The sequence below is a fragment of the Embleya sp. NPDC127516 genome, from assembly GCF_044765325.1.
Taxonomy (GTDB): domain Bacteria; phylum Actinomycetota; class Actinomycetes; order Streptomycetales; family Streptomycetaceae; genus Embleya.
In genome coordinates this window covers 148,030-164,239 of the sequence record NZ_JBIWJT010000013.1, presented here as the reverse complement: position 1 = coordinate 164,239, position 16,210 = coordinate 148,030, and the positions used below count along the sequence as shown (strand labels likewise).

Genomic DNA, 16,210 nt, shown 5'->3' with positions numbered 1-16,210 from the left:
CACCCGAGTCGGCCCCACGCCACACCTCGAAAGGACTTTGACCAGCAATGGCCGAAGAGAACACCCCGGCGCCCGAAGGCGACCCGGCGGACGCGGTGAACAGTACCGGCGGTCTGCGGATCGAGCCCGTCGGGCTCGAGACCGAGATGCAGCGCAGCTATCTCGACTACGCGATGAGCGTGATCGTCTCGCGCGCCCTGCCCGACGTGCGCGACGGCCTCAAGCCGGTGCACCGCCGCGTGCTCTACGCGATGTACGACGGCGGATACCGGCCCGAGAAGGGCTTCTACAAGTGCGCCCGCGTCGTCGGCGACGTGATGGGTACGTACCACCCGCACGGCGACACCTCCATCTACGACGCGCTGGTCCGGTTGGCCCAGCCGTGGTCGATGCGGATGCCACTGGTGGACAGCAACGGCAACTTCGGCTCGCCGGGCAACGACCCGGCCGCGGCCATGCGGTACACCGAGTGCAAGCTCAAGTGGTTGTCCATGGAGATGCTCCGGGACATCGACGAGGACACCGTCGATCTCCAGGACAACTACGACGGCCGCAACCAGGAGCCGACGGTCCTGCCGGCGCGCTTCCCGAACCTGCTCGTCAACGGCTCCGCGGGCATCGCGGTCGGCATGGCGACCAACATCCCGCCGCACAACCTGCGCGAGGTCGCGTCGGGCGCGCAGTGGTTCCTGCAGAACCCGGACGTATCGGCTGAGGAACTCCAGGACGCGCTGATCGAGCGGATCAAGGGCCCGGACTTCCCCAGCGGCGCGCTGGTGGTCGGCCGACGCGGGATCGAGGACGCGTACCGCACCGGCCGCGGCTCGATCACGATGCGCGCGGTGGTCGAGGTCGAGGAGATCCAGAACCGGCAGTGCCTGGTGGTCACCGAACTGCCGTACCAGGTCAACCCGGACAATCTCGCGCAGAAGATCGCCGACCTGGTCAAGGACGGCAAGATCGGCGGCATCGCCGACGTCCGCGACGAGACCTCCTCGCGCACCGGCCAGCGCCTGGTGATCGTGCTCAAGCGCGACGCGGTGGCCAAGGTCGTGCTGAACAACCTCTACAAGCACACCCAGTTGCAGGACACGTTCGGCGCGAACATGCTCGCGCTGGTGGACGGCGTCCCGCGCACGCTCTCGATCGACCTCTTCATCCGCAACTGGGTGGAGCACCAGATCGAGGTGATCGTCCGGCGGACCCGCTTCCGGCTGCGCAAGGCCGAGGAGCGCGCGCACATCCTGCGTGGTCTGCTCAAGGCCCTGGACGCGATCGAGGAGGTCATCGCGCTGATCCGGGCCTCGAACACGGTCGACGAGGCGCGCACGGGCCTGATCGGGCTCCTGGAGATCGACGAGATCCAGGCCAACGCGATCCTGGAGATGCAGCTTCGCCGGCTGGCCGCCCTGGAGCACCAGAAGATCACCGCCGAGCACGACGAGCTGATGGCGAAGATCACCGACTATCAGGCGATCCTGGCCTCGCCGGACCGGCAACGGCAGATCATCAGCGAGGAACTCGCCGCGATCGTCGACAAGTTCGGTGACGACCGGCGCAGCGCGCTGGTGCCCTTCGACGGTGACATGTCCATCGAGGACCTGATCGCCGAAGAGGACATCGTCATCACCATCACGCGCGGCGGCTACGTCAAGCGCACCCGGACCGACCTGTACCGCTCGCAGAAGCGCGGCGGCAAGGGGGTGCGCGGCGCGCAGCTCAAGCAGGACGACATCGTCGACCACTTCTTCGTGACCACCACGCACCACTGGATCCTGTTCTTCACCAACAAGGGCCGGGTCTACCGGGCCAAGGCGTACGAGCTGCCGGACACCGGTCGGGACGCGCGTGGTCAGCACGTGGCCAACCTGCTGGCGTTCCAGCCGGACGAGAAGATCGCCCAGGTGCTCGACCTGCGCGACTACGAGGTCGCGCCGTACCTGGTGCTCGCCACCAAGGCCGGTCTGGTGAAGAAGACCGCGCTCAAGGAGTACGACACCAACCGCGCGGCGGGCGTGATCGCGATCAACCTGCGCTCGGACGAGGCCGGTGACGACGACGAGGTGATCGGCGCCGAACTGGTCTCCGCGGACGACGATCTGCTGCTGGTGAGCAAGAAGGCGCAGTCGATCCGGTTCACCGCCACGGACGAGACGCTGCGGCCGATGGGTCGGGCGACATCCGGGGTGAAGGGGATGAGCTTCCGCGAAGGTGACGAACTGCTGTCGATGAACGTGGTGCGCGAGGGTACTTTCGTGTTCACGGCCACCGATGGCGGCTTCGCGAAGCGAACCAGTGTGGACGAGTATCGCGTCCAGGGACGTGGGGGCCTGGGCATCAAGGCCGCCAAGATCGTCGAGGACCGAGGTTCACTCGTCGGGGCTCTCGTCGTGGACGACACGGATGAAATCCTCGCCATCACCCTCGGCGGTGGAGTGATCCGTACCCGCGCCGCGGGTGTCCGGCACACCGGACGTGACACGATGGGTGTGCAGCTGATCAACCTGGGTAAGGGCGACGCCGTTGTCGGCATCGCACGTAACGCCGAACCTGAGCCCGAGGCCGAGATCGACCCTGAGGTCGACGGGGCCGAAGCCGGTGCGGCCGATGGCACGCACGAGCCGACCTCCACCGTCGAAGGGGAGGTCGCGCCCGGCGGGCAGGAAGGGTGACGCGTGAGCACAGACCGGAAGTCGGCCGGCGGGAGAGGCGAGCGCGCCGACCGGGGTCGGGCCGGCGGGCGCGCTGACAGCACGAGCCGTAGCGAGGCGGCACCGCCCCCCACGGGGCCGGTGCCGCCGAAGCCGGTCGCACCACCTCCCGTGAAGGGGACCGGGCCCGCCAAGGACGCGGCGGCACGTCCGCCGCGTCCCTCGGCGCCCACCCCGTTCACGTCCCCCTTCCCTCCCGCGTCTGCGGCGAGCGAGGGTACGGAGCGGCCGCCGGCCGCGGTCAACGGCACACCCGCCGCCGCCCGCCCGACGGCCGGCGGCACGATCACCACGCCGCGCCCGACCCGGGGCACCCCGGCCGGCGGGACTCCGTCGGCCGGTCACCCAGCGGGGCGGTCCATGGCGCAGCAAGGGCGGGTCGGGCCGGAGGCGCAGCCTCGACCGAGCGCGCGCTCCCGGCGGGCCCGACTGCGGGCGGCGCGGGTGGACCCGTGGTCGGTGATGAAGGTCGGTTTCCTGCTGTCCCTGGCACTGGGCGTGGTGCTGATGGTCGCGGTGAGCGTGCTGTGGCTGGTCCTGGACGGCCTCGGCGTGTTCACCTCGGTGGGCGACACGGTCAAGGAGGCGACCCAGTCGGAGAACAACGCCGGCTTCGACCTCCAGCACTTCCTGTCCCTGAAGAACACGCTCTTCTTCAGCGGCATCGTGGCCATCGTCGACGTCATCCTGGTGACCGCGCTGGCCACTCTCGGAGCCTTCCTCTACAACCTCACCGCGTCCTTCACCGGAGGCATCGAGGTCACGCTGGCCGAGGAGGACTAAGGATTTTGGTGGCGGGCAAGCGGTGCGGTACTCTCTTCGAGCACGCACGCGGGCCTATAGCTCAGACGGTTAGAGCGCTTCCCTGATAAGGAAGAGGCCACAGGTTCAAGTCCTGTTAGGCCCACTCTCATAAGTGCAGATCAAGGGCCCTTCCCCGTGTCTCGGGGAAGGGCCCTTGATCGTCTTGGGGGAGATTTAGGGGAAACCCGGATCAGGCCGCCGGCCCCAAGCGCGGAAGCAGCCCGACGAGCGTTTTCCGTTCGTTCGCGTCGAGAGCCAAGAGCGAGCCGTCCCAGCGAGCCTCGAGGACGTCGGATACCCGCTGCTCCATTTCCGGCACATCATCGTTCGGCGAGCCACGGCGGAGACGATCGACCTGGGCGACAGCCGCGGCTGCCGGCGCGATGCGTCCAAACCTTCTCTACGTGTTCAAGGCGACCCCGCACGCGGGGCCGCGCGGTACCAAGCCGCCGGGGCACCTCCCGCCTCCGCCTTCGGTCCAGGGGGAGCCGCGCCGGCGGCCAAGAACCGCGAAACCACGATGGGGACCAGGAGCACGGCTTGGTGGTGAAGCCGACTTCCGCGAGACAGGTTCGCAGCTGCGCTGCGAGTCGCCTGGGGGGCGACCCGCGGCCCTCGTCCACGCCGGGGGCGCCCCTTCAACCCATCCGCCCTGAAGCGAGAGAGCATCGATCATGCCCCGTCGCCATGCCTGGACCGAACTACCCGAGTCGGTCCGGGAGAAGATCCAGCAGCACACCGGCCCCGTGCTTTCGATGCACGCCCCCGAGTTCGGCAAGTCGTCGGAGTTCTCGGCGACGCTCGAGACGCGGGACGGCCGGGTGTTCTGCAAGGGGGTTCGTGCGGACCGGCCGTACGCGTGGACCCACCGCAACGAAGCCGCCGTCGCGCCGTTCCTGCCCGTGTCGCTCGCCCCTGCGCTGCTGTGGAGTGTGGTGCAGGACGGGTGGCACATGCTCGGGTTCGAGTACGTGCCCGGACGGTATCCGTCGCTGTCGCCGACGTCCTGCGACCTGGACGTGATCGGCTACCTGGTCGTCACGATGGCCGAGACGTTGACGCCGTGTCCCTCCGCCGCACTGCACTCGATCGCCGACCGATGGGGCGCCGCCCCCGGGTGGGCTGCCGTCTATACGAAGTCACCCGATGACCTTGATCCCTGGGCACGCGCACACATAGGGGTGCTCGTGACGCTCGAACGTGGCGCCTCATTGGACGGCGACACCCTCGTTCACTCCGACCTGCACCCGGCGAACATGCTCACCAAGGACGATCGGGTGCGCGTGATCGATTGGGCGTGGTCGGCGCGAGGTGCCGCGTGGATCGATGCCGCGTACGTGGTTGTCCGCCTCATGCACGAAGGCCATACGCCCGAAGCGGCCGAAGCGTGGGCGATGCACGTGCCGGCTTTCGCGAAGGCGCCCGACCGGGTGATCGACGCGTTCGCCGTGAAGTTGTCCGGGATGTGGGAGTTCATCACCCGATCCGCCCGGGCACGGCCGCACTCACGAGCACTTGCCGACACCGCCCGGGAATGGGCCCGATACCGGCTCGACTGACACCACGACCCGCGAACCGAAGCGCCCGGAGACCGTCGCCCAACGGTCCCGGGATGAGCCGATCCGTGATCCCTGAAGAGAAGCCGACAAGCCAGGACAGAGACTATTGCCCGCTTACGCGCATGGGTGCTCGGACGTCACGCCCCGATGTGGGCCGCCGGTACGCACCGCAGCGGCTGATCGAACCGCCCCCGCCCTGCCGGACCGGGCAGGCCCAGGCACGCGGGGCGGCGGCCCCGGCGTCGTGGAGTTCGGCGGGGGATCGAGGACACGCCTAGGCGCGTTCGAGGAGGGTGCGGAGTCGTAGTCCTACCGCGGCGACGACGTCCTGGGGATACCAGGGGCTGCCTCTGTCGCGGAAGCGGAACCAGGCGTCGTGCGGGCCGGGCACGTCCAGGACCTTGAGTCGTCTGTGGGTGTACACGACTTCGCCGAAGGGTTTCGCCGCCCAGCGTGTTCGGACCGCGTCGCAGGCGAGTTTCACCATTTCGTCGGTGACCTTCCACGCCTCGGGCGGGCCTTGCGGGCGCAGGAGCAGCACGACATCGGCGCCGTCGAGTCGGGGCGCGAGTTGCTCGGCCCAGGCTGCGGATTCGCCGGCTCGCGGCATGGCGCCGGCGTCGATGGTGACGTCGTCGCACCGCAACCCGAGGAGGCGGACGTACTCCACGAGCCACATCCGTATCCGGTCACTCGGGAAGGACGGCCGTGTGCCGAGCGAGACCAGCGCGACCAAGGGGCGGTCTCCGGGCGAGGACGAATCGGCTTCGCCCTGCCTGCCACCACGCCACGGCCATCGTCTCCTGAGCATGAGCGAGGATGTTACAGCCGATGGCCCGTGGCGCCCCGTGGGATGAGGCCGTCGTTCCCGGTCGGGTGGGGGTGTGGGTTGGGCCGCCCTCGGTGGGTCAGTTGCGCAGGGCGGCCGGCTTGGTGTTGCCGACCTTGGCTTCGGTGACGGTGAGTTCGCCCCAGTAGATCATTCGGTTTCGCGAGGTGAACTCCGGATCGCACGTGGTCAGGGTGATCAGCCGGCGGCCGGCCGGTCCGCCCAGGTCCGGGGGTCGTGCGGTGAGCACCGAGCCGTTGGAGGGCTTGGTGATGAACGGGCCCTTGACGATCGTGTACGTGAACCACTGGGTCTTGGTCTCCACGACCACCTTGTCGCCCGCCCTGAGCTTGTTCAGGTGGCGGAACGGCTCGCCGTGGCCGTTGCGGTGCCCGGCGAGGCCGAAGTTGCCCGCGCCGCCCGGGCCGACGTAGGGCGGGTAGGTGTAGTGGCCGACGCCCTTCGAGAGCGATGCCAGGCTGGAGCCCTCGATGATCGGCTGGAACCAGTTCGAGCCGAGCCTGGGGATCCACAGGACGGCCATCGTGTCGCCGCGGATGCTGCCGCGCGAACCGGGCACCTGCTGGCCGTCCTTGCCGCCGTCCGTGCTCACGTCGGTGGGGCCGGTGAGGATGTCGGTCGGCGGCTGCGCCTGGGGCGCCTCCTCCTGTGCCTCCGGCGCGCTGGGGGTGCCCGCCTTGGCCCAGTCCTTGCGGAGCTGCTCCACTTCACTGCGGGCCTCGGCGCGGGCCTCGAAGTTGGTCCAGTAGAGCTGGTGTACACACAGCAGCAGCCCGACCAGGCCGAGTGTCAGGAGCAGTTCCGCCCCGACGCGAATCGTTTTGCGCACAACGCCCATGGGTCGACAGCTTGGCATAGACAAGCAGTTAGGTCAGGACCCGGAGGCCGGAATGTGACGTGTTCTCACTTGGCCGGGAGCAGCGCGTCCGGCTTGCCCTGCGATCGGGGCCGCTCCTCCTCCAGGTGTCCCCAGACGATCAGGCGGTATGTGGACGCCCCGTCGGGAGTGCACGTGGTCAGCGTGATGTAGCGGCCGGCCTTCTTGTACGGGCCCTTGTCCGGGATCGGGTCGATCACCTCGATGTGCTGCGGCGAGGTCTCCGGCAGGTCGGCGTCGACGGTGTACGTGAAGTACGTCGTCGCGGTCTCCACGACGATCTTGTCGCCGGGCTTGAGCTTGTTGATGTAGCGGAACGGCTCGCCGTGCCCGTTGCGGTGCGCGGCCACCGCGAAGTTGCCCTGGGCGTCCCAGGGCATCGCGGTCTGCGGGTCCGTGTAGTGGCCCACCAGGCCGTTGTTGAGCACCTTGGCCCGATCGGTGCCCTCGGCCACCGCCTGCTTCTCCATCCCGATCCGCGGGATGTACATCAGCGCGAACCCCTTGTTCGGCGCGACGTATTGGCCGGGGTTGCGCGGGTCGACCACCTGACCGGGCGTGTTGTTCCAGCTCTGCTGTATGTCCTGCGCCTCCTCCCGGGCCTTCTCGGCCGCCACGATGTTCGTCCACCAGGTCAGGTAGACCACGTACAGCACCAGCAGTACGCCCACCGTCATGGCGAGTTCGCCGACGAGTCGGGCACCGGCGGTCAGCACGCGTGAGCCCACCGACGGCTTGGCCGCCCGGCGCCGCGCGGCCCGACCGGCCCCCTCGGCGACCGCCGGGCCGGCGGGCGGGCGGTCGGCGGCTCCTCGGCCGCCCTTCTTCCGCTGTGCCTTGCGCCGGGCCGCCCGGCCACCGGAGACGGTCGCGCCGCCGGCCGCGGCGCTCGGCACGGCCGCGGCGCTCGGTACGGGAGGCAGGACGGACGTGGCACCCAGGGACGGGTCGTACGCGGGGTCGAGTGCGGGAACCGGCGTCGGGCCCGCGATCGCCGTTCCCGCCTCCTCCCGAAACCACACGGCGGGGTCGGCCGCGGCGGCCGACGAATGCTCGCCACCCGCCGGTCCGAGGGCCCGTGGCCCCGGCGCCGGGGGCCCCAACGCTCCCGGCCCCGGCGTCCCGGGCCCCACCGCCCTGTGCCTCGGCGCACCGGGCCCCGATACCCCGGGCGGCGCCGGAGCCCCGTGGAACGCGTCCGCGGGCGGCCCCGTCGGCGGCCGGACCGGGCCACCCATCGGCGGCCGAAGCGGATTTCCGGTCGGCGGCCGCAGCGGGCTTCCGGTCGGCGGTGGAAGCGGGTTTCCCGCCGCCGCCTCGGCCTGTCGGGCCTGCGCGGCCCGCCGCCGGGCGGCGCGGCCACCCGGAATCGGCTCGGAAACGGCGGGAAGGGCCGTTGTGGGCGGTGCGGCGAAGCCGGGCTCCACCAGGTCGCCCGCATACGTTCCGGGCGCGTACGGCGCGATCTCGGCCGATCCGTACCCGCCGTCGGGTATCGGGGGCTCGGTCAGGCCGGGAGCGGCGTGCGCCCGACGACGGGAGCCAGTCCCGCCGAGCGGGTCGGCGCCGTCGGGTCCCCGCATGTCACCAGCCAGTTCGCCAGCATCCGGTGGCCGTACTCCGTCAGCACCGACTCCGGGTGGAACTGCACGCCTTCGACCGGTCGGTCGCGGTGCCGCAGGCCCATGATCACGCCGGTCTCGGTCCATGCGGTCACCTCCAGTTCGGCCGGAATCGTGTCCGGGTCCACCGCGAGCGAGTGATAGCGCGTCGCGGTGAACGGCGACGGCAGGCCGGCGAAGACGCCCGACCCCTCATGCAGCACGGGGCTGGTCTTGCCGTGCAGGAGCTCGGGTGCCCGGCCAACGGTAGCGCCGTGCGCCGCCGCGATGGACTGCATCCCCAGGCACACCCCGAAGACCGGCACCCGGCCGCCCTCGCGACGAACCATCTCCATGCAGATCCCGGCGCCCTCGGGCGTCCCGGGACCGGGCGAGAGCAGGACGCCGTCGAACTCCTCGGCCTCTTCCACGGTCACCGCGTCGTTGCGGCGCACCTCGCAGGTCGCGCCGAGTTGGTAGAGGTACTGCACGAGGTTGAAGACGAAGCTGTCGTAGTTGTCCACGACGAGAATGCGCGCGCTCATCCGGGCAGCCCTCCCGGCAGGGTCGTGGGGGAGGTCGCACCGGTCGCACCGGCCGGGCGCGGCGCGCCGGGACCGGTGGTGTTCGTGACGCTGTCCTGATCCACCGTCACATCGCTGAACGGCAGCAGGGGTTCCGCCCACGGGAAGACCCACGTGAACAGCGCGTACACGATCGCCAACACCAGGAGCAGGGAGATCAACAGCTTCACCCACGCGTTCCCCGGCAGAGTGCGCCAGATCCAGCCGTACATCAGGCCCAGGCCCTCTCTCGCTCGCCGCCCGCGCGGCTCGACTCGCTCATCCCTGCAACGCCGCCGGCTTGCCGGCCGCCAACGGAGTGCGCGACTCCAGGTGGCCCCAGACGATCAACCGGTGCGTGCTGCCGAACTCAGGTTCGCAGGTGGTCAGGGTGATGTACTTCCCGGCCGTCGTATAGGCCTTCTCCGGCACCGGGTCGAGCACGTGCACGTCCTCGGGGATGGTCTTCAGGACCGCCTTGTCACCGGAGAGGCTGACCGGCTTGTCGATCGAGTAGACGAACCACTCGGTGATGCCCTCGATCACGATCTTGTCGCCCACCTGCAGCTTGGGTACGTTCAGGAACGGGTCGCCGTAGGTCTTGCGGTGCCCGGCGATCGCGAAGTTGCCGTCCTCGCCCGCCTGCGCGCTGCCCTTGTACCAACCCAGGCCCTTCTGCAGCTCCTTCGGCGTGACCCCGGGCCGGATCGTCTTGTACCAGTCGCTCCCGAACCGCGGCACGTACATGGTGCCGAACGGCTCGCCGTCCTCGTACGGGGCCGGCGGGGGCGTCTGCGCGACGGGCACGTTCTTGGGCGCCGCCGCCACGGTCCGCTTGCGCGCCTCGTCGAGCTTGTGCATCTCGTCGGCGCGCGCCCGATCGGCCAGTACTCCGGTCCAGTAGAGCTGATAGACGACGAACAGCAGGATGACGACGCCCAGTGTGATGAAGACCTCCCCGAGGCCTCGCATCGCGGTCCGCAACACTGTCGTCAGACTCCCCTCGGTTCACCGCTGTCGATCACGTCCCGGAGACTTTCGCATACTCCAGGCCAAGCGGGCCCGTGTACCCCGGTGCGTCCAGGCGCTTCTTGTCCTCGACCTTCCAACCGAGTCCGAACGCCTCGACGTAGTCGGTGTAGTTGGACACGCTCTTGCTCTCGTCCAGGGCGCGCCGCAGGGCACCGGTGTCGCCCACCGCCGAGATCACGTACGGCGGCGAGTACACCCGACCGTGCAGGATCAACGTGTTGCCGACACATCGCACGGCGGACGTGGCCACGATGCGCTGGTCCATGATCTGGATCGCCCGCGCGCCGCCGCTCCACAGCGCGTTCACCACGCCCTGGATGTCCTGCTGGTGCACCACCAGGTCGTCCGCGGTGGGCTCGCGCACCCCGGGCACCCGCGACTTCGCGTCCGGCGGGGCGTCGGTCAGGGTCACGGTCAGACCCTCGCCGGACACCGGGGTGACTCCGGCCGGGTCCGCGACCGCGTCGATCCGGCCGCGTGCCTGGGGGTCGTTGGCCTGCTCCTGGACCAGGGAGTCGACGTCCCGCTGCAGCTTGGACAGGTCGTGCTGGGCACTCTCGTTGCGCCGGCCCTGGTCCCGGATCACGTCGGAGAGCCGAAGCATCTGCGCGTCGCTGCGCAGATTGGTGCCGTGTGAGGTGTCGGCGCTGATCCAGAACAGCAGACCGGCCAGGGCGAAAACCACAAGAGCGGACAACCGGGGTACAATCGCACGCCAGGACATCCCGGACGGCCGCATGGCGGAGATACGCACGTCGCCGTACCCTCCTTCCGGACCTGACAGCGACTACGCTAACCGACACATCACCGGATCGTGTCGCGTGTGCTGCGCACCCACTCGTCCGGCTACATCGACAGGAGAGACTCTCGTGCCGAAGTCCCGGATCCGTAAGAAGGACGACTTCACCCCGCCGCCGCCCAAGAAGACGACCATAAAGCTGGACTCGCGCCGCTGGGTGGCGCCGTTCATGCTGGCTCTCTTCGCGATCGGCCTGCTGTGGATCGTGGTCTTCTACGTGACCGACATGCGCTTCCCGGTCGAGTCCCTGAAGAACTGGAACATCGTCGTCGGCTTCGGCTTCATCGCCGCCGGCTTCGGCGTCTCCACGCAGTGGAAGTAGCGCGTCGGCGCAGTTCAGCGGGTTTTCCAAGGAGGACTCCACAGAGTTATCCACAGTGGGGATAACCGAGCAGATCCTGTGGATAACCCCTTACGGTCCAACGAGTGACCGGGATGCGAGTAACGGCTTGCATCCCGGATTCATCACCGTGGGTCATTAAGCAGATTCATCGGGTGACATCGATCAGGTGATCTGTGCGGTCCTGATCAGCACTATCGCCACGATGATCGCGGTCACCGCGAGCACGGTCCCCACCTGGATCAGCGTGCGATTGCGCTGCGGTGCGTAGACCATCCCGATCGCGGTGAGAGTGCCCGCGACCAGCCCGCCCATGTGCGCGCGCCAGTCGATCGCGCTCATGTTCAGAAACGTGATCATCAGGTTGAGCGCCAGCAGGATGAGCAGCGGGCGCAGGTCGTACCGGAGCCGGCGACCGAGCACGATCATCGCGCCGAACAGCCCGAACAGCGCCCCGGACGCGCCCAACGAGGCCTGATGGGGGTCCGCGATCAGGTACGACAGCGCGGTGCCGCCGAACGCGGAGACCAGGTACAGGGCGATGAACCGGATCCGGCCCAGCGCGGCCTCCAGCGGCGGTCCCAGCATCCACAGGCCGATCATGTTCAGCGCGATGTGCCAGATCTGCTGGTGCAGGAACGCGGCGGTGAGCAGCCGGTACCACTGACCCTCGGCGACGCCCTGCCACTCGCCGCCCATGAAGTAGCGGCCGAAGAGGATCATCCGGTCGACGAACTTGTCGCCGACCACCAGGACCAGCAGGAAGACCGCGAGGTTGAGCCCGATCAGGGTCTTGGTCACGATCGCGTTCGCGGGCGCGATCCGGCCGCCGGCCACGGTGCGTGCCTCGCGTACCTGCCGGGTGCCCTGCCGTACGCAGTCCGGGCACTGGAAACCGACCGACGCGCTGACCATGCAATCGCCGCAGACGGGGCGCTCGCAGCGCGTGCAGCGGATGTTCGACTCGCGGTCGGGATGCCGGTAGCACACGGGCGGTCCGGCCGGACCCGCCGCGCCCGGTTGTTGCTGGTCGGGGCTCATGCTCACCTTCAGGCACGCGACGCGGGCCGGGACCCGAAGGCCCCGGCCCGTGTGCTCGGGGTTCAGGACTTGACGGTCTCGACCTCGACGGTGTTGATCACGACGTCGGAGGCCGGACGGTCACGCATGTCGGTCTCGGTGCCGGCGATCGCGTCGACGACCTTGCGGCTCTCCGGGTCGGCGACCTCGCCGAAGATGGTGTGCTTGTGGTTCAGGTGCGGCGTGGCACCCACGGTGATGAAGAACTGGGAGCCGTTGGTGCCCGGTCCCGCGTTGGCCATCGCCAGCAGGTACGGCTTGGAGAACTGCAGATCCGGGTGGAACTCGTCGGCGAAGCGGTAGCCTGGGCCGCCGGTACCGGTGCCCAGCGGGTCACCGCCCTGGATCATGAAGCCGGAGATGACCCGGTGGAACACGGTGCCGTCGTACAGGCGCTCGGTGGTCTTCTGCCCCTTGCCCGGGTGGACCCACTCGCGCTGCCCCTGCGACAGCTCGACGAAGTTCGCGACCGTCTTCGGCGCGTGGTTCGGGTACAACCGGATGCGGATGTCCCCGTGGTTGGTCTTGATGGTGGCGAAAAGATCCTCGGCCACTGATGCGCCTTCCCTACGGTTGCACGGACGGTCTTCCTGAATCCTCGAAATCCTCGCATGCTGCGGGCGGCTCCTGCCACGAGGCCGCCCCCGGCACGGTTCCACCGTACGGATCCCGGGCGGATACGCGGCGCATGATCCCGGGATCGTCGGGAACAGATAGCGGATGAACCCGGCGAGTAGGAGGATGTCGTGACCCGCATGGATCCGGTACGTGAGGCGACCGGCAGGACCAGGGAGCGGCTCGCCCCACACGCCGCCAACGCGAAGGACGCGGCGGCCCACTACGCGGGCGCGGCTCGTGATCGAGCGGTGGAGACCACCCGCGAACGAGTGGTCCCCGCCTTGGTGCAGGCCAAGGAGAACGCCGCCCCGCGGGTGGAGCACGCGGTGGAGATGGCCCGCCACCGGGTCCGCCACGACGTGGTGCCGCGTGTGCACCTGGTGGTCGACCAGGCCAGGGAGGCGGCCGAGCCCGTCCGTGACGAGGCCCTCTCGCGGGCCGGTGCGGCGCTGTCGGTGATCAAGGGCGAGGTGACCGCGGCGGAGATCGAGAAGGTCACCCGAAAGAAGCGGCGCCGCGGCCGAGGCCGTCGGTTCCTGCTGATCACCGCGGTCGCGGGCGGCGGCTACGTGGTCTTCACGTGGTGGCGGCGGCGCAACGCGCAGCCCGAGTGGCTGACCGACGAACCGGATGTGGCGCCGCAGGGCTCGGCGACCACGCCGACGACCGTCGAGACGCTCGACAACGAGGTCAAGCCCGCCGAGGACGAGTTCCGCTCGACCGCGCCGAAGACCGACTGACCGCGACCCGCGTCGACTCACAACAGTCGACTCACGGCATACGACGAAGGGCCCGCCGCACCGGATGGTGCGGCGGGCCCTTCGTCGTGCGCACCTCGGGTGCGCGGTCTGTGGAGCCTAGGGGAGTCGAACCCCTGACATCTGCCTTGCAAAGGCAGCGCTCTACCAGCTGAGCTAAGGCCCCTCGGTGCCGAACCAGATTACCGGTAATCCGGGTCGGGGTGGACAACACCTCATCCGGGGAAAGGGACGTTTCACGTGAAACGCGCCCTTCCCCCGGATGGGTTCAAGCTTTTGCGGGGTCTCCCGCAAGATCTGTTCAGCGGGTGGCAGTGCCCGCCGGAACCGCGTCCGTCGCCTCGGTCCACAGATCCTGCTCGGCCCGATCCGCCTGGATCTGGCGGTAGACCAACAGGCCACCTACAGCAGCCAAAGCCACCAGGATCAGCTTCTTCATCAGCGTGGCCTCTCCGTCCTGCGAGTGACGTTCGTGCACCTGTCCGTACGCCGGAGCGCCGCGGCCGGGTTGGGCTCGACAATAACAGGTGCACGGATGCACCGACCAATACCGAAAGCCCCGGTCAGGCGCCGGTCGGTGACCCGCAGGGCCGGCGGGGCGGGAGAAGCAGAGGGCCCCGGAGGCGGTTGCCTCCGGGGCCCTCTGCCCTGCCGTGTGCGGATGTCCTCGGTCAGTTGGGCCAGTTGCCGTGGCCGCCGCGGAGGTCGCCGCCCATGATCGGGTTGCCGCCGCCACCACGGGAATCGCCCGTGGACGGTGGCGGAGTGGTGGCACCGCCGGTGCTGCCGCCGGGGCTGCCCGAGGAGGGCGGCGGCGACGAGGTGGCCGGCTGCGGGCCCTTGGAGACGGTGAGGTTGATCGTGTTGCCCTCGGTGACCTTGCCGCCCGGGTTCTGGCTCTGCTTGATCACCGTGCCCACCGGCTTGTCCGCGCTGTACTGCTCGGACTTGGTCACCTTGAGCTGCAGGTTCTCCAACTGTGCCTTGGCGTCGTCATAGGACGAGCCGACCACGTTCGGCATGTCGTGCTGCGGCTTGCCGCTGAAGACGTTGAGGGTGACCTTGTCGCCCTCGTTCAGCTCGGTGCCGGAGTCGGGGCTGGTCGAACACACGGTGTCGCGGGTGCAGTTGGTCAGCGTCTGACTGCGCTGCACCTCGGCGACCAGGTTCGCGGCCTTGAGCTTGGCCGTGGCCTCTTCGTCGGACAGCCCCTTGAGACCGGTGGGGACGGTGGTCTTCTTCGGACCGCCGAAGGCCCAGACCTGGATCGTGTCGCCCTTCTTGGCACTCGCCCCGGCCTCGGGGATCTGCTTGCAGATGTTCCCCTTCACGGAGCCGGCGACCTGCGGGCACTGGGTCGGATCGTCGTTCATCTTGAGCTTGAAGCCGGCGTTCTCGACCGCCCTGCTCGCCTCGTCCACGGTCTTGCCGACCAGGACCGGCGCGCTCGCGGACTTGTCCTCGTCGCCGCCCATCAGCGTCTTGCCGACGAAGAACGCGGCGACCAGGACGGCGATGCAGGCCAGGGCGAGCAGGATCCACGCACCGCCCCGGGACTTCCCGGGCTCGTCCCGGCGCCGATCGTTGTCGTCGAGCTCGTACTGTCCGGTGTTCGGCCCCTGACCGTGTGCCGGGATGACCTGGGTCGCCCCGCCCGCCGTCGGCGGCAGGTACTGCGTCGCCGGGTCGGCTCCCATCGGCGCGGCCATCACGCTCGGCGCGCCCACCGGCAGCCCGTGCAGGGCTCGCTCGATGTCGGCGCGCATCTCATCGGCGCTCTGGTACCGGTTGTCCGGGTTCTTGGCCAACGACTTGAGCACGATCGAGTCGATCGTCGGCGAGACCTCCGGATCGAAGGTGCTCGGCGGCAGCGGATCCTCGCGCACGTGCTGATAGGCCACCGCGACCGGCGAGTCGCCGATGAACGGCGGACGCTCGGTGAGCAGTTCGTAGAGCAGACAACCGGTGGAGTACAGGTCGGTGCGGGCGTCCACGGTCTCGCCGCGCGCCTGCTCCGGGGAGAGGTATTGGGCGGTGCCGATCACGGCCGCGGTCTGCGTCATCGTCATGCCGTTGTCGGCCATGGACCGCGCGATGCCGAAGTCCATCACCTTGACCGTGCCCTGCCGCGTCAGCATGACGTTGGCGGGCTTGATGTCGCGGTGGATGATCCCGTTGCGGTGGCTGTACTCCAACGCCTGGAGCACACCGGCGGTCATCTCCAGCGCGCGCTCCGGCAACAACCGGCGGCCGGAGTGCAACAGCTCGCGCAGCGTCGAGCCGTCCACGTACTCCATCACGATGTACGGGATCGAGATCCCGTCGATGTAGTCCTCACCGGTGTCGTAGACCGCGACGATCGCCGGGTGGTTCAGCGAGGCGGCGGATTGTGCCTCGCGTCGGAACCGGGCCTGGAACGTAGGGTCACGGGCGAGATCGGCGCGCAGTGTCTTGACGGCCACACTGCGTCCCAGACGAATGTCACGGCCCATGTACACCTCGGCCATGCCACCACGGCCGAGGACCGCGCCGATCTCGTACCGGTCGCCGAGGCGACGCGGCTCTTCCATAACTTCCAGCCCTTCCCTTACCGGTCCACGGCCTTCGGTCTTCGGCCG

At 69.1% G+C, this 16,210-nt stretch carries 16 protein-coding genes and 2 tRNA genes; 6 read left to right on the top strand and 12 right to left on the bottom strand.

The window, feature by feature from the left end:
* Nucleotides 1-47 precede the first annotated feature (47 nt).
* The 4 genes from gyrA to ACIRL2_RS25800 all read left to right on the top strand — a co-directional run bounded on the left by gyrA (nucleotide 48) and on the right by ACIRL2_RS25800 (nucleotide 5,074).
* Entirely contained in the window at nucleotides 48-2,672 is a 2,625-nt protein-coding gene (gene gyrA / locus ACIRL2_RS25815; protein WP_391587269.1) for a DNA gyrase subunit A, read from the top strand.
* Nucleotides 2,673-3,071: 399 nt separating this feature from the next.
* Nucleotides 3,072-3,494 (top strand): DUF3566 domain-containing protein, encoded by a 423-nt coding sequence (locus tag ACIRL2_RS25810; protein WP_395867738.1) that lies wholly within the window; start codon nucleotides 3,072-3,074, stop codon nucleotides 3,492-3,494.
* Nucleotides 3,495-3,544: 50 nt separating this feature from the next.
* A tRNA-Ile gene (locus ACIRL2_RS25805) sits at nucleotides 3,545-3,618 on the top strand.
* 571 nt (nucleotides 3,619-4,189) lie between these two features.
* Nucleotides 4,190-5,074, top strand: coding sequence for a phosphotransferase family protein (locus ACIRL2_RS25800; protein WP_402234785.1), 885 nt, complete (start codon nucleotides 4,190-4,192; stop codon nucleotides 5,072-5,074).
* 274 nt (nucleotides 5,075-5,348) lie between these two features.
* On the opposite strand, the gene ACIRL2_RS25795 is transcribed toward ACIRL2_RS25800, so the two are convergent.
* From ACIRL2_RS25795 to ACIRL2_RS25765, 7 genes are all read right to left on the bottom strand, one after another.
* Nucleotides 5,349-5,885 (bottom strand): hypothetical protein, encoded by a 537-nt coding sequence (locus ACIRL2_RS25795; RefSeq protein WP_402234784.1) that lies wholly within the window; start codon nucleotides 5,883-5,885, stop codon nucleotides 5,349-5,351.
* Between the two features lie 97 nt (nucleotides 5,886-5,982).
* Entirely contained in the window at nucleotides 5,983-6,753 is a 771-nt protein-coding gene (locus ACIRL2_RS25790; protein WP_402234781.1) for a class E sortase, read from the bottom strand.
* 74 nt (nucleotides 6,754-6,827) lie between these two features.
* Complete coding sequence (locus ACIRL2_RS25785) at nucleotides 6,828-7,823, bottom strand: class E sortase (RefSeq protein WP_402234778.1); 996 nt, start codon at nucleotides 7,821-7,823, stop codon at nucleotides 6,828-6,830.
* Nucleotides 7,824-8,308: 485 nt separating this feature from the next.
* Nucleotides 8,309-8,947, bottom strand: a complete 639-nt coding sequence (locus tag ACIRL2_RS25780) for an aminodeoxychorismate/anthranilate synthase component II (RefSeq protein WP_395867720.1) — start codon at nucleotides 8,945-8,947, stop codon at nucleotides 8,309-8,311.
* Nucleotides 8,944-9,156, bottom strand: a complete 213-nt coding sequence (locus ACIRL2_RS25775; protein ID WP_395867985.1) for a hypothetical protein — start codon at nucleotides 9,154-9,156, stop codon at nucleotides 8,944-8,946. Before ACIRL2_RS25775 ends, ACIRL2_RS25780 begins: the two co-directional genes overlap by 4 nt.
* A gap of 88 nt (nucleotides 9,157-9,244) precedes the next feature.
* Nucleotides 9,245-9,937: a class E sortase gene (locus tag ACIRL2_RS25770; RefSeq protein ID WP_395867718.1), complete on the bottom strand. Its 693-nt coding sequence runs from the start codon at nucleotides 9,935-9,937 to the stop codon at nucleotides 9,245-9,247.
* Nucleotides 9,938-9,986: 49 nt separating this feature from the next.
* Nucleotides 9,987-10,736, bottom strand: a complete 750-nt coding sequence (locus ACIRL2_RS25765; RefSeq protein ID WP_395867962.1) for a DUF881 domain-containing protein — start codon at nucleotides 10,734-10,736, stop codon at nucleotides 9,987-9,989.
* 130 nt (nucleotides 10,737-10,866) lie between these two features.
* Between ACIRL2_RS25765 and crgA the strand changes: the two genes are divergently transcribed.
* Nucleotides 10,867-11,118 carry a cell division protein CrgA gene (gene crgA / locus ACIRL2_RS25760; RefSeq protein WP_020557121.1) on the top strand — a complete coding sequence of 84 codons (252 nt, stop codon included), beginning with the start codon at nucleotides 10,867-10,869 and terminating at the stop codon, nucleotides 11,116-11,118.
* A 183-nt stretch (nucleotides 11,119-11,301) separates the two neighbouring features.
* Here crgA and ACIRL2_RS25755 read toward each other — a convergent pair whose 3' ends face one another.
* Nucleotides 11,302-12,177 (bottom strand): rhomboid family intramembrane serine protease, encoded by an 876-nt coding sequence (locus ACIRL2_RS25755; RefSeq protein ID WP_395867716.1) that lies wholly within the window; start codon nucleotides 12,175-12,177, stop codon nucleotides 11,302-11,304.
* A 62-nt stretch (nucleotides 12,178-12,239) separates the two neighbouring features.
* The gene (locus tag ACIRL2_RS25750; protein ID WP_395867714.1) at nucleotides 12,240-12,770 is read right to left on the bottom strand and encodes a peptidylprolyl isomerase; all 531 of its coding nucleotides are present in this window, start codon (nucleotides 12,768-12,770) and stop codon (nucleotides 12,240-12,242) included.
* 201 nt (nucleotides 12,771-12,971) lie between these two features.
* On the opposite strand from ACIRL2_RS25750, the gene ACIRL2_RS25745 reads away from it, so the two are divergent.
* The gene (locus tag ACIRL2_RS25745; protein ID WP_395867960.1) at nucleotides 12,972-13,574 is read left to right on the top strand and encodes a DUF5324 family protein; all 603 of its coding nucleotides are present in this window, start codon (nucleotides 12,972-12,974) and stop codon (nucleotides 13,572-13,574) included.
* A gap of 111 nt (nucleotides 13,575-13,685) precedes the next feature.
* On the opposite strand, the gene ACIRL2_RS25740 is transcribed toward ACIRL2_RS25745, so the two are convergent.
* The 3 genes from ACIRL2_RS25740 to pknB form a co-directional block, all read right to left on the bottom strand.
* A tRNA-Ala gene (locus ACIRL2_RS25740) sits at nucleotides 13,686-13,758 on the bottom strand.
* Between the two features lie 135 nt (nucleotides 13,759-13,893).
* On the bottom strand, nucleotides 13,894-14,031 hold the full coding sequence (locus ACIRL2_RS25735; protein WP_020557117.1) for a DLW-39 family protein: 138 nt from the start codon (nucleotides 14,029-14,031) through the stop codon (nucleotides 13,894-13,896).
* A gap of 232 nt (nucleotides 14,032-14,263) precedes the next feature.
* Nucleotides 14,264-16,162: a Stk1 family PASTA domain-containing Ser/Thr kinase gene (gene pknB, locus ACIRL2_RS25730; RefSeq protein WP_395867712.1), complete on the bottom strand. Its 1,899-nt coding sequence runs from the start codon at nucleotides 16,160-16,162 to the stop codon at nucleotides 14,264-14,266.
* Between the last annotated feature and the right edge of the window lie 48 nt (nucleotides 16,163-16,210).